We start from the raw sequence: 18,173 nt of genomic DNA, 5'->3' as shown, positions 1-18,173 counted from the left end.
TACGGCCCCGGTACGGCGGGCTCCGCCGCGGCGCGGCGGCCCGGTGAGGGGCGGGGCCGCCCGCGGCGGGGGCGGGGAGCCGCCTCAGCGGCCCAGGGCCTCCGCCACGCCCGTCTCCTTCGCCCCGAGGAACGTCGGGTCCGGTTCCACCGCCGCGTCCAGCGCGGCCTTGCCCGCCGCCATCAGCTCGCGGGCCGCGCCGTAGTACCAGACCGTGTCGCGCGGCTCGTCGACGCCGACGCCGTACGAGTCGACGCCCGCCTCCTGGCAGAGCGCCACCGCCCGGCGGATGTGGAAGCCCTGCGTCACCAGCACCGCCCGGTCCACTCCGAAGATCTTCTTCGCGCGGACGCAGGAGTCCCAGGTGTCGAAGCCCGCGTAGTCGCTGACGATCCGTCCGTCGGGCACGCCCTTCTCCCGCAGGTACGCGCGCATGGCGTCGGGCTCGTCGTACTCGACGCGGCCGTTGTCGCCGGTGACCAGGACGACCTTCACCTTGCCGTCCCGGTACAGCCCGGCCGCCGTGTCGAGCCGGTGCGCCAGGTACGCGGTGGGGCGGCCCTTCCACAGCCCGGCGCCGAAGACCACGGCGACGTCCCGCGCGGGCACGTCCGCCGCCGTGCGCAGCCGGCCGTCGGCGGCCAGGTGCATCCAGGTCGCGGGGGCGAGCGCCAGGACGCAGCCCAGCATCACCCCCTGCACCAGCCGCCTGCGCCCCCGCCGGCCCACCGGCCACCTCAGCCACTTCGGCCACCTCAGCCACACCTGACCCGGCTTCCACCCGAACCTCACCGCACACCCCCGTCGTCGTCGCGCTTCCGCGCCCCGTTTCTTCCGACGCCTTGGCGGCCCGCCCGGTTCAGTGGGAGGCGTGTGAGGTCGACGGCGGCCGGCCGCTCCCGTACAGCAGGACGGCGAGCCCCGCGCCCAGCAGCCCGCCGAGGAGCTGCGCGGCGATGAAGCCGGGCAGCGAGGCGGGCGCGATCCCGGTGAACGAGTCGGTGAGGGAACGGCCCACGGTGGCCGCCGGGTTGGCGAACGAGCCGGAGGAGGTGAACCAGATCGCGGCGGCGATGTACGCGGCGACCGCGACCGGGGCGAGCTGCGGGCGCCCGATCCGGTCCAGCCCCTGCACCAGCAGGACCAGCCCGGCCGTGGCCACCGTCTCGCCCAGCAGGAGGTGGGCGTCGGACCGCAGCTGGGTGGACCAGCTGCCGGGCGCCCGGCCGAACATGGCCTCCGCCAGCGCGGCGCCCGTCACCGCCCCGGCGAGCTGCGCGGTGATGTAGAGCGCGACCTCCCGGCCGGTCAGCCCCCCGGGCGCGCGGCGGCCGGTCCACCAGACGGAGAGGGTGACGACCGGGTTGAGGTGGGCCCCGGAGACGGGGGCGAACAGCGCGATGAGCAGCCCGAGGCCGATCGCCGAGGCGAGGGAGTTGGCCAGCAGCTGCACCCCGACGTCCTGGCTGAGACCGGTCGCCTGGATGCCCGACCCGATGATCACGGCCACCAGGGCCCCGGTGCCGACGAGTTCCGCGACCGCCCGGCGTGGCAGCGCCCGCTGCGTACCACTCATGACTACCCCCACTTCTATGCAGCGGAAAAGAGTTTCCGCGTTTCGAAAAGAATGTAGCGGGTAGAGGTGATCGTTCTCAGCCCCCCGGTACCTCCCGGCGACCGGCCCGCCGCGCCCCCGGGCCGCCCGCGCACGGGCCCGGCGGCGTCGCACAGCCATCCCCGCCGCCCCGTGAGCCGGGGGAAAACACCCGTCACCCCGCCGAAACGCCCCGGCAACACCCACCCGCCACCATCGAGGCATGGAAGCGCCCCACCCGCCCACCCTCGTCGCCGTCGCCCACGGCAGCCGCGACCCCCGCGCGCCGGCCGCCGTGACCGCCCTGCTCGACCGGGTCCGCGCCCTGCGGCCCGGCCTCCCGGTCCGCCTCGGCCACATCGAGCTGAACGCCCCGCTGCTCGACGACACCCTGGCCGGCCTGCGCGGCGACGCCGTCCTCGTACCGCTGCTCCTCGCCCGCGGCCACCACGTCAAGCACGACCTCCCGCACGCCGCCGCCCGCGCACCCCACCTGCGCGTCCGCGTCGCCGCCCCGCTCGGCCCGCACCCCCTCCTGGCCGAGACCCTGCACACCCGGCTCACCGAGGCCGGCTGGCGCCCCGAGCACGCGGCGAGCCCCGGCACCGGGGTCGTCCTCGCCGCCGCCGGCTCCCGCGACCCCGACGCCGCCGCCGACACCCGCCGCACCGCCCGGCTCCTCGCCCACCGCCTCGGCGGCGTACCGGTCCTGCCCGCCTACGCCTCCGCCGCCTCGCCCACCGTCGCCGACGCCGTCCGGGAGCTCACCGCCCGCGGCCTGCACCGGGTGGCCGTCGCCTCCTGCTTCACCGCCCCCGGGCTGTTCGCCACCCGCAGCGCCGCCGCCGCGCCCTGGATCGCCGCCGCCCCCCTCGGCCCCCACCCCGCCCTCGCCCGGCTCGTCCTGCACCGCTACGACCAAGCCCTGGCCGCCGCTCCCCTCGCACCCGCCGCCCGCGGCGCGCACCCGCACCCGCTGGCCGCCTGACGATCCGCAGGGGCTGACAGGTTCACCGTCAGCCCCTGCGGTTACCTTCAGTGCATGAACGGCATGGACGGCACGACGTACGACCAGGCGGCCACCGAGCGCTGGGACCCCGAGTCCGACAAGCGGCCCGGCCGCACCGCATTCCAGCGCGACCGCGCCCGCGTCCTGCACTCCGGAGCGCTGCGCCGCCTGGCCGGAAAGACACAGGTCGTCACGCCCGGCTCGCGCAGCCACGCCTGGGACCCCAGCCCCCGCACCCGGCTCACCCACTCCCTGGAGTGCGCCCAGGTCGGCCGCGAGCTGGGCGCCGCCCTCGGCTGCGACCCCGACCTGGTCGAGGCCGCCTGCCTCTCCCACGACATGGGCCACCCGCCCTTCGGCCACAACGGCGAGGAGGCGCTCAACGACTTCGCCAAGGACTGCGGCGGCTTCGAGGGCAACGCCCAGTCGCTGCGCCTGCTCACCCGGATCGAGCCCAAGCGGTTCGTCCGGGACGAGGTGACCGGCGGCCTGGTCAGCGTCGGCCTCAACCTCACCCGCGCCTGCCTCGACGCCGCCACCAAGTACCCCTGGCCGCGCGGCGCCCACCCCACCGACTCCGGCTCGCCCAAGTTCGGCGTCTACGAGGACGACCTGCCGGTCTTCGCCTGGGTCCGGCAGGGCGCCCCCGGCACCCGCCAGTGCTTCGAGGCCCAGGTCATGGACTGGTCCGACGACGTCGCCTACTCGGTGCACGACTTCGAGGACGGCCTGCACGCCGGGCACGTCGACCCCAACCTCTTCCACTCCGAACCGGAGCGCGCCGACATCTGGCAGGTCGCGATCGGCCGGTACGTCCCCCTCGGCACCGACCCGCAGGAGCTGGCCGACGCCCTCGACCGGCTGATGGAGCAGGAGTGGTGGCCCCACGGCTACGACGGCACCGCCCTCGCGCAGGCCCGCCTCAAGGACGCCACCAGCCAGCTGATCGGCCGCTTCTGCCTCGCCGCCGAGAGCGCCACCCGCGCCGCGTACGGCACCGGCCGCCTCACCCGGTACGCCGCCGAACTGGTCGTCCCCCGCGAGACCCGCAACGAGTGCGCGGTCCTCAAGGCGGTCGCCGCCCGGTACGTGATGCAGCGCGCCGAGCAGGAGGCGCTCCGGGCCGACCAGCGCGTGGTCCTCGCCGAGCTGGCCGAGGCGCTCACCGCCCGCGCCCCCGAGGGCCTCGACCCCCAGTTCCGGGCCCTGTTCGACGCGGCGCCCGACGACCGGGCGCGCAAGCGCGTGGTGGTCGACCAGATCGCCTCGCTCACCGACGCCTCCGCCCGCGCCCTGCACGCCCGGCTCACCCACCGGGGCTGAACCGGGCACCGAAGGCCCTCTTCCGACATCACGCTCCGTACGGAAGGCTGCGGGAGGACGGCGGCGTAGCGTGACAATCCCGGAACCCACCAGGAGGCAAGAAGTGGTCGACGCAGATCAGACCTTCGTCATCGTCGGCGGAGGACTGGCCGGGGCCAAGGCCGCGGAGACACTCCGCTCCGAGGGCTTCACCGGCCGGGTGATCCTCATCGGCGACGAGACCGACCCGCCCTACGAGCGTCCGCCCCTGTCGAAGGGCTACCTCACCGGCGAGCAGACGCGCGAGAAGGCGTTCGTGCACGAGTCCGCCTGGTACGCGGAGCAGGACGTCGAACTGCACCTCGGACAGCCCGTCACGGCCGTCGACCGCACCGCCCGGACGGTGCGCCTCGGCGACGGCACCACCATCGGCTACGACAAGCTGCTGCTCGCCACCGGCTCCGAACCGCGGCGCCTCGACGTCCCCGGCACCGACCTGGCCGGCGTCCACCACCTGCGCCGGATCGCCCACGCCGACCTGCTCCAGGGCACCCTGGCCGCCCTCGGCCGGGACAACGGCCACCTGGTCGTCGCGGGCGCCGGCTGGATCGGCCTGGAGGCCGCCGCGGCCGCCCGCGGCTACGGCGCCGAGGTCACCGTCGTCGAACCGGACCCCACCCCGCTGTACCGGGTCCTCGGCCCCGAGCTGGGCCAGCTGTTCACCGACCTCCACGCCGCGCACGGCGTCCGCTTCCACTTCGGCACCCGCCTCACCGAGATCACCGGCCAGGACGGCATGGTCCTCGCCGCCCGCACCGAGGACGGCGACGAGCACCCCGCCCACGCCGTGCTCGTCGCGGTCGGCGCCGCCCCCCGCACCGCCCTCGCCGAGAACGCCGGCCTCGCCCTGGTCGACCGCGCCCACGGCGGCGGCATCGCCGTCGACGCCTCGCTGCGCACCTCCGACCCGGACATCTTCGCCGCCGGCGACGTGGCCGCCGCCGAGCACCCGCTGCTCCACACCCGGCTGCGCGTCGAGCACTGGGCCAACGCCCTCAACGGCGGGCCCGCCGCCGCCCGCGCCATGCTCGGCCGGGACGTCTCCTACGACCGGGTCCCGTACTTCTTCTCCGACCAGTACGACCTGGGCATGGAGTACAGCGGCTGGGCGCCCCCCGGCAGCTACGACCAGGTGGTGCTCCGGGGCGACGCGGGCAAGCGGGAGTTCATCGCCTTCTGGCTCAAGGACCGCCGCGTCCTGGCCGGGATGAACGTCAACGTGTGGGACGTCACACCGGACATCCAGGACCTCGTCCGCTCCGGCGCCCCCGTGGACCCCGAGGCCCTCGCCGACCCCGCCGTCCCGCTGGCCGCCGTCCTGCCCCGCCCGTAGCGGCACGTTCCCGCCGGACGACCGCCGGCGCCCCCGTAAGCTTGTCGCGTGGCAGGCGGCAGGATCAACGACGACGACGTGAAGGCGGTACGGGACGCGGTCCCGATCGACGCCGTCGTGTCCGAGTACCTCCAGCTGCGCAGCGCCGGCGGCGGCAATCTGAAGGGCCTGTGCCCCTTCCACGACGAGAAGTCCCCCTCCTTCCAGGTCAGCCCCTCCAAGGGTCTCTTCCACTGCTTCGGCTGCCAGGAGGGCGGGGACACCATCGCCTTCGTGATGAAGATCGACCACCTCTCCTTCTCGGAGACGGTCGAGCGCCTCGCCGCCAAGGCGGGCATCACCCTCCGGTACGAGGAGGGCGGCTACCACCCCGGCCACCAGCGCGGCGAGCGCATCCGGCTGATCGAGGCGCACAAGGCCGCCGCCGAGTTCTACGCCGCCCAACTGGACGGCCCCGAGGCCGAGATCGGGCGGAAGTTCCTCGCCGAGCGCGGCTTCGACGAGGCCGCCGCCCGGCACTTCGGCGTCGGCTACAGCCCGGCCGGCTGGGACCACCTCACCCGCCACCTGCGCGGCAAGGGCTTCTCCGACAAGGAGCTGCTGGTCTCCGGCCTCGCCCAGGAGTCCCGCCGCAACCCCATCGACCGCTTCCGGGGCCGCCTGATGTGGCCCATCCGGGACGTCGGCGGCGACGTCGTCGGCTTCGGCGCCCGCAAGCTCCGCGACGACGACAACGGGCCCAAGTACCTCAACACCCCCGAGACCCCCATCTACAAGAAGTCGCAGGTGCTCTACGGCATCGACCTGGCCAAGAAGGACATCGCCAAGTCCAGCCGGGCCGTCGTCGTCGAGGGCTACACCGACGTCATGGCCTGCCACCTCGCCGGAGTGACCACCGCCATCGCCACCTGCGGCACCGCCTTCGGCGGCGACCACATCAAGATCCTCCGCCGGCTGCTGATGGACAACGGCTCGGCCCGCGTCATCTTCACCTTCGACGGCGACGCCGCCGGCCAGAAGGCCGCCCTGCGCGCCTTCGAGGACGACCAGAAGTTCGCCGCCGAGACCTACATCGCCATCGCCCCCGACGGCATGGACCCCTGCGACCTGCGCCTCGCCCGGGGCGACGACGCGGTGGCCGACCTGGTCGAGCCGCGCACCCCGCTGTTCGAGTTCGCGCTGCGCCAGATCGTCGGCCGGTACGACCTGGAGACCCCGGCCGGCCGCGCCGCCGCCCTGGACGAGGCGGCCCCGGTCGTCGCCCGCATCAAGAACGTCGCCTCCCAGCACGAGGTCGCGGTGCAGCTCGCCGGCATGCTGGGCATCCTCGACACCCAGTTCGTCGTCAAGCGCGTCGCCCAGCTCGCCCGCTGGGCCAGGGACCGCGGCGGCCGGGGCCCCGCCCCCGCCTCCCGCCCGGCGGGCCCGCCGCCCGGGGCGGGCGGCCCCACCGCCCCCGCCGGCCCCTCGGGCCCCGCGCTCAACCTGCGCAACCCCGTCCACCGCACCGAGCGCGAGCTGCTCAAACTGGCCCTCCAGCACCCGGCCCTGGTGTCGCCCGCCTTCGACGCGTACGGCGCCGACGAGTTCACCGCCCCGCCCTACGCCCTGATCCGCCAGATCATCCAGGACGCGGGCGGCGCCGAGCAGGGCACCGACAACACCGCCGACTACCTGGCCCGCGTCCGCGAGGCCGCCCCCGACGACCGGGCCCGCGCCCTGGTCACCGAGCTGGCCGTGGAGCCCCTCCACGGGCGGACCGTCGACGAGACCTACGCGGGCAACCACCTGGTCGCCGTACGCCTGCGCGCCGTCGACCGCCGCATCCGCGATGTCACCGGCACCCTGACCCGGCTGGGCTCCCACGCCGACCCGGAGCACCTGGCCGCCGTGCAGAACGAGTTGTGGGTCCTTCAGCAGTACGCCCAGTCCCTCCGCAACCGCGGGGCCGACGCGCTGTAGCAGCGCGGTAGCAAAAAGTCGCCGCACGCCCCTCGTGGCGGTCATGTGTCGTACCCCACACTGGGTGCGGTTGCCGCACGCCCCCGTACCGGCAGCGATCACCCTGGGAGGTCGCCCCCGTGCAGTCCCGGACCACGACCGACATCGACCCGGCCGCCGGCGTCGCCGTCCCCGTACAGGGCCTCGCGCCGCACCACCCGGAGTCCCTGCCCGAGGCCGTACGGGACCTGCCCGAGGCCGTCCCGGACGAGCTGCCCGACCTGCCCGACCCGGACCACGAGACCGAGACCGACCCCGGCCTCGAGACCGACCCCAGTCTCGAGACCGACCCCGATCCCGGCACCGGGGCCGGGACCGGCACCGGCCCCGGGCGGGCGCCCGCCGGGCGGAGCCGCGCCGGCGCCGAGGCGGCCGGCGGCCCCACCTCGGACCTCTTCCGCCAGTACCTCCGCGAGATCGGCCGCATCCCGCTGCTGACCGCCGCCGAGGAGGTCGAGCTGGCCCGCCGGGTCGAAGCCGGCCTGTTCGCCGAGGAGAAGCTCGCCGGCACCCCCGACCTCGACTCCCAGCTCGCCCTGGACCTCGACCGGCTGGTCGTCCTCGGCCGGATGGCCAAGCGCCGGCTGATCGAGGCCAACCTGCGGCTCGTCGTCTCCGTCGCCAAGCGGTACGTCGGCCGCGGCCTGACCATGCTCGACCTGGTCCAGGAGGGCAACCTCGGCCTGATCAGGGCCGTCGAGAAGTTCGACTACGCGCGCGGCTACAAGTTCTCCACGTACGCCACCTGGTGGATCCGCCAGGCCATGTCCCGCGCCCTCGCCGACCAGGCCCGCACCATCCGCGTCCCGGTCCATGTCGTCGAACTGATCAACCGGGTGGTCCGCGTCCAGCGCCGGATGCTCCAGGAACGCGGCTGCGAACCCACCCACGACGAGGTCGCCGCCCAGCTGGACCTCGCGCCCGAACGCGTCGGCGAGGTGCTGCGGCTGGCCCAGGAACCGGTCTCCCTGCACGCCCCGGTGGGGGAGGAGGACGACGTCGCCCTCGGCGACCTGATCGAGGACGGCGACGCCGCGTCCCCCGTCGAGTCGGCCGCCTTCCTCCTGCTGCGCGAGCACCTGGAGGCCGTGCTCTCCACCCTCGGGGAACGCGAACGCAAGGTCGTCCAGCTCCGCTACGGCCTGGTCGACGGCCGGCCCCGCACCCTGGAGGAGATAGGGCGGATCTTCGGCGTGACCCGCGAGCGCATCCGCCAGATCGAGTCCAAGACCCTCGGCAAGCTGCGGGACCACGCCTTCGCCGACCAGCTCCGCGGCTACCTCGACTGACGGCCGCCCGGCCGCCCGCCGGGGCGCCGCCTCAGTCCACCTCCGCCACGGCCTGCGCGAACTGCGCCGCGTACAGCCGGGCGTACGCCCCGCGCGCCGCCAGCAGCTCCTCGTGCGAGCCCTGCTCCACGATCGACCCGTTCTCCATCACCAGGATCACGTCCGCGTCCCGGATCGTGGAGAGCCGGTGCGCGATGACGAAGCTCGTCCGCCCGTGCGCCAGCCGCGCCATCGCCTTCTGGATCAGCACCTCGGTACGGGTGTCGACGGAGCTGGTCGCCTCGTCCAGCACCAGGATCACCGGGTCGGACAGGAACGCCCGCGCGATGGTGATCAGCTGCTTCTCGCCCGCGCTGACCCCCGCGCCCTCGTCGTCGATGACCGTGTCGTACCCGTCCGGCAGCGTCCGGACGAACCGGTCCGCGTGCGCCGCCCGCGCCGCCTCCTCGATCTCCTCGCGGGTCACCGCGCGCGACGCGGACGCCCCGTAGGCGATGTTCTCGGCGATCGTGCCGCCGAACAGCCAGGTGTCCTGGAGCACCATCCCGATCCGGGACCGCAGCGCGTCCCGGGACATCGCCGTCACCTCGACCCCGTCCAGCAGGATCCGGCCGCCGGTCACCTCGTAGAACCGCATCAGCAGGTTCACCAGCGTGGTCTTCCCGGCGCCCGTCGGCCCGACGATCGCCACCGTCTGGCCCGGCTCGACCGACAGCGACAGGTCCTCGATCAGCGGCCGGTCCGGGTCGTAGCGGAACGACACCCGCTCCAGCGTCACCCGCCCCTCGGACCGCTCCGGCGGCGCCGCCGGGTCCGCGGCGTCCGGCTCCTGCTCCTCCGCGTCCAGCAGCTCGAAGATCCGCTCCGCCGACGCCACCCCGGACTGCACCAGGTTCGCCATCGACGCCACCTGCGTCAGCGGCATCGAGAACTGCCGCGAGTACTGGACGAACGCCTGCACGTCGCCGATCGACAGCGAGCCGGACGCCACCCGCAGCCCGCCGACCACCGCCACCAGCACATAGTTCAGGTTCGACACGAACAGCATCAGCGGCTGCATCACCCCGCTGTGGAACTGGGCGCGGAACCCGGCCTCGTACAGCTCCTCGTTCTGCTCCCGGAAGTCCGCCGCGGCCTCCTCCTGCCGGCCGAAGACCTTCACCAGGGCGTGCCCCGAGTACATCTCCTCGATGTGGGCGTTCAGCCGTCCCGTGGACTTCCACTGCTGCACGAAGTGCGGCTGCGACCGCTTGCCGACCCGGGTGGCCACCACCACCGACAGCGGCACCGTCACCAGCGCCACCAGCGCCAGCAGCGGGGAGATCCAGAACATCATCACCAGCACCCCGACGATGGTCAGCGCCGAGTTGATCAGCTGGCCCATCGTCTGCTGCATGGTCTGCGAGATGTTGTCGATGTCGTTCGTCGCCCGGCTCAGCACCTCACCGCGCCGGGCCCGGTCGAAGTACGCCAGCGGCAGCCGCTCCAGCTTGGCCTGCACGTCCTCCCGCAGCCGGTACACCGTCCGGTTGATCACCCGGATCGACAGCCGCGTCGACACCAGCATCAGCAGCCCGGCCAGGACATAGACGACCAGTACGGCCATCAGCACCCCGCCCACGGCGCCGAAGTCGATGCCGTGCCCGGGCCGGAAGTCCACGCCCGACAGCATGTCCGCGAGCCCGCCGTCCCCGCCGGCTCGCAGGCCCGCGAGCGCCTGCTCCTTCGACACGCCCTCCGGCATCTCCCGGCCGACCACACCCGCGAAGATCAGGTCCGTCGCCCGGCCCAGGATCATCGGCCCCACCACCGACAGCGCCACGCTCAGCACACCCGCCGCCAGCATCGCCCACAAGGTGGCCTTCTCCGGCCGCAGCTGCCGCAGCAGCCGCCGCCCCGACCCCTTGAAGTCCATCGACCGCTGGTCGGGGCCCTGGCCGGCCGCCGCCATCATCCGTCCCGCCGGCCCCGCCATCAGGCTGCCTCCGCCTCGGTCAGCTGGGAGAGCACGATCTCCCGGTACGTCTCGTCGCCCGCCATCAGCTCGTGGTGGCGGCCCGTCCCCACCACCCGGCCCTCGTCGAGGACCACGATCCGGTCGGCGTCCCGGATGGTCGACACCCGCTGGGCGACGATCACCACCGTCGCCCCCTCCGTCTCGGCCGCCAGCGCCGCCCGCAGCAGCGCGTCCGTGGTGTAGTCGAGCGCCGAGAACGAGTCGTCGAACAGGTAGATCTCCGGCCGCTGCACCAGCGTCCGCGCGATCGCCAGCCGCTGCCGCTGCCCGCCCGACACATTCGTCCCGCCCTGGGACACCGGCGCGTCCAGGCCGCCGTCCATCTCCCGGACGAAGGAGGCCGCCTGGGCCACCTCCAGCGCGTGCCACAGCTCCTCGTCGGTCGCGGCGGGGTTCCCGTACCGCAGATTGGTCGCCACCGTCCCCGAGAACAGGTACGGCTTCTGCGGCACCAGCCCGACCGTGCGGGCCATCAGCGCCGGGTCCAGCTCCCGCACGTCCACCCCGTCGACCAGCACCGCGCCGCCCGTCACGTCGAACAGCCGCGGCACCAGGCCCAGCAGCGTGGACTTCCCGCTGCCCGTCGAGCCGATGATCGCGGTCGTCTCGCCCGGCCGGGCCACCAGGTCGATCCCGCGCAGCACCGGCTCCTCGGCGCCCGGGTAGCGGAAGTCCGCCGACCAGATCTCCAGGTGCCCCCGGCGCGGCAGCTCCCGCACCGGGGCCGCCGGCGGCAGGACGCTCGTCTCGGTGCGCAGGACCTCCTCGATGCGCTCGGCGCACACCTCCGCGCGCGGCACCATCATGAACATGAAGGTGGCCATCATCACGGCCATCACGATCTGCATCAGGTACGCCAGGAACGCCGTCAGCGCCCCGATCTCCATCCCGCCCGCGTCGATCCGGTGGGCGCCCAGCCACACCACGGCGACGCTGGAGACGTTCACCACGGTCATCACCGTCGGGAACATCAGCGCCATCAGCCGGCCGGTCGACATCGACACCCCGGTCAGTTCGGCGTTGGCCCGCTCGAACCGCTCCCGCTCGTAGGCGTCCTTCACAAAGGCCCGGATCACCCGGTTGCCGGTGATCTGCTCCCGCAGCACCCGGTTCACCGTGTCCAGCCGCACCTGCATCGTCCGGAACAGCGGCCGCATCCGCTTCACGATCAGCGAGACCGCCAGGCCCAGCACCGGCACCACCGCCAGCAGCACGCCCGACAGCGGCACGTCCTGGCCCAGCGCCATCACGATGCCGCCCACGCACATGATCGGCGCCGACACCATCAGCGTGAACGCCATCAGCACCAGCATCTGCACCTGCTGGACGTCATTGGTGGTCCGGGTGATCAGCGACGGCGCCCCGAAGTGCCCCACCTCCCGCGCCGAGAACGACTGCACCCGGTCGAAGACCGCCGCCCGCACGTCCCGGCCCAGCGCCGCCGCCGTCCGCGCCCCGTAGTGCACCGCGCCGATGTTGCAGACGACCTGCACCACCGACACCGCGATCATCAGCGCGCCGAACCGCAGGATGTACCCGGTGTCCCCCCGGACAACACCGTTGTCGATGATGTCCGCGTTGAGGGTGGGCAGATAGAGGGTCGCGCAGGTCTGGAGGAACTGGAGCGCCACCAGCAGCGCCATGGGCCTTCGGTACGGGCGCAGATGGATCCGGAGAAGTTGTCTGAGCACGGTCCAACTATCGCCGCCCCCGACCCGCCTGACGACTCGGTTTCCCGGACCTTTGCCCCGCTTCCGCTACGAGGAGAAGGCTCCGGGGTGAAGCTGCTCCCGGGTCGCGCCGTACTGCTGGCGGACCGCCCGCCCCACCGCCAGCTCCTCGCCCGGTTCGCACACCTGGGCCGCGGCGCCCTGCCAGGCCGGCGGCGCCTGCGGGGACAGCGTGCCCCGCGAGACCCCCAGCGCCCAGGCGGCCTGCCGGGCGGCGCCCAGCGCCGCGTAATCGGCCGGCTGGGGGACGACGACCTGCGCCCCGAAGATCGCGGGAGCCGCCGCCTGCACCGCCGGCAGCTCGGCCGCCGCGCCCAGCAGGAACACCCGCCGCACCTCCACGCCCCGGCCGCGCAGCACGTCCATCGCGTCCGCCAGCGAGCACAGCATGCCCTCGAACGCCGCCCGCGCCAGGTGCTCCGGCTTCATCGACTCCCGCCGCAGCCCGCTGAGCGTGCCCGCCGTGTGCGGCAGCTGCGGGGTGCGCTCACCCTCCAGGTACGGCAGCAGGACCAGCCCCGAGGCGCCCGGAGTGGACTTCAGCGCCAGCGCCGACAGCTCCTCCAGCCCGCCGTCCAGGCCCAGCATCTCGGCGGTGCCGCGCAGCGCCCGCACCGCGTTCGAGGTGTGCACGACCGGCAGGTGCATGCCCGCCGCGTCCGCGAAAGAGGTGATCATCCCGCGCGGGTCGGCCAGCGCCTCGTGGTGCACCGCCATCACCGACCCGGACGCCCCGAGGGAGACGACCGCGTCCCCGGGGCCCAGGCCCAGCCCGAGCGCCGCCGCCATGGTCTCGCCGGTCCCGGCCGAGATCAGCAGCCCCTCGGGCGTCATCCCGGCCGCGTCGGCCGGACCGAGCACCTCCGGCAGCGCGGCCTGGTGCCCCAGCGCCAGCTCCACCAGATCGGGCCGGTACGCGCCGCTGCCCGCCGACCAGTACCCGGTGCCCGAGGCAGCGCCCCGGTCCGTGGTCCGCCGCACCGGCCGGCCCAGCAGCTGCCACACCAGCCAGTCGTGCGGCTGGAGCACCATCGCCACCCGCGCCGCCGCCTCCGGCTCCGTACGCGCCAGCCACCGCAGCTTGGCCACCGGCTGCGCCGCCTGCGGTACGCAGCCCACGGCCTCCGCCCACGCCTGGCGCCCGCCGAACGCCTCCACCAGGTCGGCCGCCGCCACCTGCGCCCGCTTGTCGTTGCCGACCAGCGCGGGGCGCACCAGCGCGCCCTGCCGGTCCAGCGGCACCAGGCCGTGCTGCTGCGCGGAGACGCCGATGGCCTGGACACCCTCGAGCAGGCCGCCGGAGGCGGCCTCGCCCAGCGACAGCAGCCACGCCTGCGGGTCGACCTCGGTGGCCTTCGGCTCGACCGGATGCGGCGCGTAACCCTGCCGCAGCACCGCACCCGATTCCGCGTCACAGACGACGATGCGCGTGAAACCCGACGAACTGTCCAACCCGGCGACTATCCCCATGGAGAGAGATTCTGCCGCACCTCAGGTGTTACTGGTCCCCCACTCGTCCTGGCCGTTGCCCTGGCTGCGCTCCTTCAGCGAGCGCACCCGCTCCGCGACCGACTCGGGCATCCGGTCGCCGACCTTGTCGCTCACGGTGTGCAGCGCCTTGCCGGCCACCTCCCGCCCGGTGTGGGCCGCCGACTCGGCGGCGTTGCGGACGGCGGGATTCTGGGAGAACTCCCGCGCGGACTTGCGCAGCTGTTCATAGCGCTCGCGTCCGGCCCGGGTGCCGAGGACGTAACCGAGGGCCAGTCCAACGACGAATGTGAGCTTGTACCGCATGGCTGCCACCCTTCCGTAGGCGTCGGTGCTGGCCGCCTACCCGTCAGGGCGGGAGATCACCCCGGGGGAACCGATTGGCGGAGCACCCCCCTGCTTGCGCTAATGTATGTGTCGCAGCGAGCGAGCGCCGCCCGGGACGACCCAGGTGGGTGTGTTCGGTGCACCGCAGCAATCCCCTGTAGCTCAATTGGCAGAGCAGCCGGCTGTTAACCGGCAGGTTACTGGTTCGAGTCCAGTCGGGGGAGCGCGATCCCCTGTAGCTCAATTGGCAGAGCATTCGGCTGTTAACCGGAGGGTTGCTGGTTCGAGTCCAGCCGGGGGAGCCATGACGAAGAGGGTCCCTCCGGGGGCCCTCTTCTCGTCGTCCCGCGCGGTGTCCCGCCCCGCTCGTTCCACCTTTTCGCGCCCGATCCGCCCCCGCCGGGAACCGCCCGGGGCGCAGGGCAGTCCTCATGGTCGTGCAGGGCCGACCATCCGGAGCAGGAGATCGTATGAGCGGCTATGCTGCGGCAGACGGCGCGCACAAATGTGCGCGACGCGCCGTAAGGGGCGGTAGCTCAGCCGGTTAGAGCAGCGGACTCATAATCCGTCGGTCGTGGGTTCGAGTCCCACCCGCCCCACCACCGCAGGTCAGAAGAAAGGTTCTGAGCTGCGGAAACGCAGTTTTTGGTATGAACGCCCCGCCTCTGCGGGACTCGCCGGCCCGGTACTGCCTGAACCGCAGCGGCGATCGGGGCCTCGACCCGGCTCTGCGTGCCATCATCTTGATCCGCATGCGGCTCGCCCCGCCGTGAAGGGCTTCGTGGAGATGATCGGGTATGGCAAGGAAGCCACCGCGCATGTAAGGGGTCTCGTCGACGTCCGCACGGGCTCGCTGCAGGAGGGTGCGCCACCCCTCCACCGCCCCCCACCGATGCGCAGGCGCCCCGGGGCGGGGGTGCACCGGACGAGGCGGGGGCTGAGGACACCGGAGCCCGGACACCTCCCAAGAAGACCCGGACGCCGAAGTCCCCGAACCCCCGGACCCCTCCAGCCCGGAGGAGGTCACCCCTGACGTACCGACCCCGGACTCCCCCGAGCCGGAAACCGGGTCCACGATCGTCTCGAGCCGCGTCGTGTGCTCAGTGCGGGTGGCGGTGAGGGTGCAGGCGGAGCTCGGGGGAGGGGGATGCGGAGGGGGAGGCGTGGGCAACGGAGCCTACGTACGGGGTGGGAAGGGGCAGGTCGGAGGTTTCCCAGCGGGTGGGTGCTCCTGGCACGGTGGTGCGGATGACCACCGGGCCGGCATCGGCGGGGAGGGTCTCCAGGGACGACAGATCGGTGATGATGCCGATGCCCACGGCTTTGAGCGTGGCCTCCTTGCGGGTCCAGCAGCGCAGGAAGGCCCGGTCGCGCGCCTCGGGCTCGGGGATCGCCCTGAGGTACGCGTTCTCGGCGGGGGTCATGGCCTTGGGGGCCACGTCGGCCGACCGCGTACGGCGCTGGTGCTCGACGTCGACCCCGACCGGGTGGTCCGCGACGGCCAGGAGTCCGCAGCCCCTGGTGTGGGAGATGCTGATCCACAGGTCGGCGCCGGGGGGACGGACGTACGGGGGACCATGCCCGTCCTCGGTGCAGCCGGGGCAGGGTCTGCGTCCGAATTCGATCTGGCTGGGCGGGATTTCGAGGAGCCGGCCGAGGATGCGCCGGACCGCGGCGCGGCCGCTGATCGCGTCCCCCCGGCGGTCCGGGGGCAGCCGGGCGGCCGCGGCCAGCTCCGTGCCGGTGAGCAGCGAGGCGTCCTCGGGATGCGCGATCTCGGTGGTGAGCCACCACCAGATGTGCACCGGGGATGGGCCGTTGGCGCCGTTGCCGGGGCTGTCGACGGCCCGGCGGGCTGTGGTGATGATCACGTCTGCTGCTTCCCTCAGCGCCCGGAGCGGAACCGGACGGGCCCCGTGACTGTAGGAGCCGCGGGAGCGGACCGCGAGGGTGCTGGCATCAACGTGCCAAACGCCCGCCCGGTGTCACCGTACGCGCGGGTCACTTTGCCCGGTGGAGCCGTTCCCGCCGGTTTCGGGCAGCTTCCTGCGAATGAGGGCCGGTGCGGGAACCGAAACGCCGGCGGCCATTTCTCCGTGAGGTGACGGTCGGTACCGAAATTAATGCCAGGGAAAGATCGTTTAAGAATCACCCACTGTAGTCCATTGTTGACCGTCCGGCTTGGGTGGACTAGCCTCGGCCCGGGCGCGGCGCGGTAAGGAGATGGCGGGGGGCAGTGGTTATCAGGAAGACGGAGTCGCAGCCGGGGGGCGGCAAGGAGGAGTCGGTCGATGATGAAGTCGGCCGGGCCTTGTTGGAGGTGCAGGGACTCATTGAGGCGGCTAGGGTGTTCGGCTTCCGGACGAGTTCCGGGGGTTCTGTCCGGATGTTGGAATCCGGCGAAGATGTCATTGAGATCTCCGGTCGCTTGATGGAAAAGGCCGGCCAGGACGTGAGCGTGACCGTGCAGACGCCCGGCTCGGAGGCCGGGGCCGTCGCGCTGGCATTGCTCGGCCGGGGTCCCGGTTACGGGTCTGTCCGCGCCGCCGCTCGCGAGGGGTTACAGATCCGGCTGCTGTGTTCGCCTGCCGTTGCGCGTTCCGCCGCGTTCCGCGAGGCCCTCGCCGGTTCGCCGGGGTGTGTGGTCAGAGTCGCCGAGTGCGTCCTCAACGAGGCTGTGGTCCTGGACGATTCTGTGGCCGTCGTCTGGCTGGACAGCAAAGGTGCCGACCGGAGCGTGTCAGTGGTCCAGGATCCCGCGTCGGTCTCCGCTCTCGCCGGTTTGTTCGGCGTCGTGTGGAACGGCGCGACGGCGTGGGGCGATTCGGCGAGCCGGGCCCGCAGTGCGACGGGACAACGGATTCTGGAGGCATTGCGCGACGGTCGTACGGATGAAGCCGCCGCGCGAGAGCTTTCCATTCCGCTGCGCACGTACCGGCGTTATGTCGCGGAAATCATGCGAGAACTCGGCGCGAGTTCGCGTTTCCAGGCGGGAGCCCGTGCGGTGCGGCTCAGACTTCTGAAGAACGACGAACAGTGAAGAAAGCATTTTGGGGGAAATGTGATGGGGGAAGGTCGCACCAGCATGTCTGTGACCGAAGGATTCGACGCGGGGCTTTCGGACGTACGCGAACTCATTGCCGAGGCGGTGTCGAAGTACCGGGAGTGGGCTCATCGCAGTCGTCTCGTCACGCCGGTGGGACCCGGATTCCACGACGTGAGGGAGGTGGCGAGGCGGCTGATCTCGGGTGCCCGGCACAGCGTCGACGTCGTCATCGCGGCCGAGGTGGAGCAGGCGGTGGAGTTGTGCGCCGCGCTGTCGAGCCTGCTGACGGATGAACGGTCCTCGGTCAAGGTGCGGGTGCTGTGCACCCACGCGACGGTCGAACAGAAGGCGTTCCGGACGTTCCTGAAGGAGGGACATCCGCTGCGGATCAGAGTGGCGCACATCCCCTGCCTGGAGATGTTGGTGGTGGACGAGGAAGTCGCACTGGTGCGCGCCGAGAGCGGAGTGGATGCCTCGGTGGTCCGCGCGGAAGCCGTACTCGTGCCCGTGCAGGCGCTCTTCGCGAGCGCCTGGCGCAACGCGGCGATGCTCGGCGGTGGCGTCGAGCCGGGCAGTCCCCTGCGTACGGGCTACACGGCAGGCATCCTCCAGCAGCTCCACGCGGGCAACACCGACGATGCCGCGGCCCGCGAACTCGGGGTGTCCGTACGCACCTACCGCCGCCACGTCGCCGAGATCATGGAGGCTCTCGGGACGAAATCCCGCTTCCAGGCGGGCGTCCGAGCCGCCGAGAGCGGGCTGCTGCGCCCGCCGGCCCAGCCGGGCCGGGTCGTTCCGAAGCAGCGGGGGCACTCCGCCGCGTGGCACCGCCACGCGGAGAACTCCGCTCACCCGGATGCCCGACGGGCCCCGCACCGGCGCAGCGTCCAGCCCGCGTAGGCAGTTAACTGCCAGTTCCCCGGCCGGTGCGGAGAAATCCACGGAGGTCTACCGGCCAGTACGACACCTTGTGGACA

The 18,173-nt window shown here is 72.9% G+C and carries 14 protein-coding genes and 3 tRNA genes; 10 read left to right on the top strand and 7 right to left on the bottom strand.

Annotated features, from left to right (window positions below; all coding sequences use genetic code 11):
• Positions 1–84 precede the first annotated feature (84 nt).
• Complete coding sequence (locus ACF08D_RS09040; RefSeq protein ID WP_392221896.1) at positions 85–792, bottom strand: vancomycin high temperature exclusion protein; 708 nt, start codon at positions 790–792, stop codon at positions 85–87.
• A 67-nt stretch (positions 793–859) separates the two neighbouring features.
• Entirely contained in the window at positions 860–1,576 is a 717-nt protein-coding gene (locus tag ACF08D_RS09035; RefSeq protein WP_392221895.1) for an aquaporin, read from the bottom strand.
• A 241-nt stretch (positions 1,577–1,817) separates the two neighbouring features.
• Here ACF08D_RS09035 and ACF08D_RS09030 point away from each other — a divergent pair, with 241 nt between their 5' ends.
• The 5 genes from ACF08D_RS09030 (at position 1,818) to ACF08D_RS09010 (ending at position 8,588) form a co-directional block, all read left to right on the top strand.
• On the top strand, positions 1,818–2,582 hold the full coding sequence (locus ACF08D_RS09030; RefSeq protein WP_392221894.1) for a sirohydrochlorin chelatase: 765 nt from the start codon (positions 1,818–1,820) through the stop codon (positions 2,580–2,582).
• A gap of 54 nt (positions 2,583–2,636) precedes the next feature.
• Entirely contained in the window at positions 2,637–3,926 is a 1,290-nt protein-coding gene (locus ACF08D_RS09025; RefSeq protein ID WP_392221893.1) for a deoxyguanosinetriphosphate triphosphohydrolase, read from the top strand.
• Positions 3,927–4,029: 103 nt separating this feature from the next.
• On the top strand, positions 4,030–5,298 hold the full coding sequence (locus tag ACF08D_RS09020) for an NAD(P)/FAD-dependent oxidoreductase (RefSeq protein ID WP_392221892.1): 1,269 nt from the start codon (positions 4,030–4,032) through the stop codon (positions 5,296–5,298).
• 48 nt (positions 5,299–5,346) lie between these two features.
• Positions 5,347–7,260 carry a DNA primase gene (dnaG, locus tag ACF08D_RS09015; protein ID WP_392221891.1) on the top strand — a complete coding sequence of 638 codons (1,914 nt, stop codon included), beginning with the start codon at positions 5,347–5,349 and terminating at the stop codon, positions 7,258–7,260.
• Positions 7,261–7,379: 119 nt separating this feature from the next.
• Positions 7,380–8,588, top strand: a complete 1,209-nt coding sequence (locus tag ACF08D_RS09010; protein WP_392221890.1) for an RNA polymerase sigma factor — start codon at positions 7,380–7,382, stop codon at positions 8,586–8,588.
• Positions 8,589–8,619: 31 nt separating this feature from the next.
• On the opposite strand, the gene ACF08D_RS09005 is transcribed toward ACF08D_RS09010, so the two are convergent.
• The 4 genes from ACF08D_RS09005 to ACF08D_RS08990 all read right to left on the bottom strand — a co-directional run bounded on the left by ACF08D_RS09005 (position 8,620) and on the right by ACF08D_RS08990 (position 14,129).
• Entirely contained in the window at positions 8,620–10,563 is a 1,944-nt protein-coding gene (locus ACF08D_RS09005; RefSeq protein WP_392221889.1) for an ABC transporter ATP-binding protein, read from the bottom strand.
• The gene (locus ACF08D_RS09000) at positions 10,563–12,296 is read right to left on the bottom strand and encodes an ABC transporter ATP-binding protein (protein WP_392221888.1); all 1,734 of its coding nucleotides are present in this window, start codon (positions 12,294–12,296) and stop codon (positions 10,563–10,565) included. The genes ACF08D_RS09005 and ACF08D_RS09000 overlap by 1 nt, the downstream gene beginning before the upstream one ends.
• A 66-nt stretch (positions 12,297–12,362) precedes the next feature.
• Positions 12,363–13,805 (bottom strand): FGGY family carbohydrate kinase, encoded by a 1,443-nt coding sequence (locus ACF08D_RS08995; RefSeq protein WP_392221887.1) that lies wholly within the window; start codon positions 13,803–13,805, stop codon positions 12,363–12,365.
• Positions 13,806–13,826: 21 nt separating this feature from the next.
• Positions 13,827–14,129, bottom strand: a complete 303-nt coding sequence (locus ACF08D_RS08990) for a YtxH domain-containing protein (RefSeq protein WP_392221886.1) — start codon at positions 14,127–14,129, stop codon at positions 13,827–13,829.
• Positions 14,130–14,301: 172 nt separating this feature from the next.
• Here ACF08D_RS08990 and ACF08D_RS08985 point away from each other — a divergent pair.
• From ACF08D_RS08985 to ACF08D_RS08975, 3 genes are all read left to right on the top strand, one after another.
• Positions 14,302–14,374, top strand: a tRNA-Asn gene (locus tag ACF08D_RS08985).
• Positions 14,375–14,379: 5 nt separating this feature from the next.
• A tRNA-Asn gene (locus ACF08D_RS08980) sits at positions 14,380–14,455 on the top strand.
• A gap of 220 nt (positions 14,456–14,675) precedes the next feature.
• Positions 14,676–14,752, top strand: a tRNA-Ile gene (locus ACF08D_RS08975).
• 498 nt (positions 14,753–15,250) lie between these two features.
• On the opposite strand, the gene ACF08D_RS08970 is transcribed toward ACF08D_RS08975, so the two are convergent.
• Entirely contained in the window at positions 15,251–16,021 is a 771-nt protein-coding gene (locus tag ACF08D_RS08970) for a 4'-phosphopantetheinyl transferase family protein (RefSeq protein ID WP_392221885.1), read from the bottom strand.
• Positions 16,022–16,386: 365 nt separating this feature from the next.
• Between ACF08D_RS08970 and ACF08D_RS08965 the strand changes: the two genes are divergently transcribed.
• Both ACF08D_RS08965 and ACF08D_RS08960 read left to right on the top strand, forming a co-directional pair.
• The gene (locus ACF08D_RS08965) at positions 16,387–17,190 is read left to right on the top strand and encodes a DNA-binding response regulator (RefSeq protein ID WP_392221884.1); all 804 of its coding nucleotides are present in this window, start codon (positions 16,387–16,389) and stop codon (positions 17,188–17,190) included.
• A 45-nt stretch (positions 17,191–17,235) separates the two neighbouring features.
• Positions 17,236–18,096, top strand: coding sequence for a LuxR family transcriptional regulator (locus tag ACF08D_RS08960; RefSeq protein WP_392221883.1), 861 nt, complete (start codon positions 17,236–17,238; stop codon positions 18,094–18,096).
• Positions 18,097–18,173 lie beyond the last annotated feature (77 nt).

Origin of the sequence: Streptomyces sp. NPDC015131, from assembly GCF_043079975.1 — a bacterium.
Lineage (GTDB): Bacteria > Actinomycetota > Actinomycetes > Streptomycetales > Streptomycetaceae > Streptomyces.
Note: the sequence above shows the minus strand (reverse complement) of the source record. Positions and strands in the feature narration are given on the sequence as shown.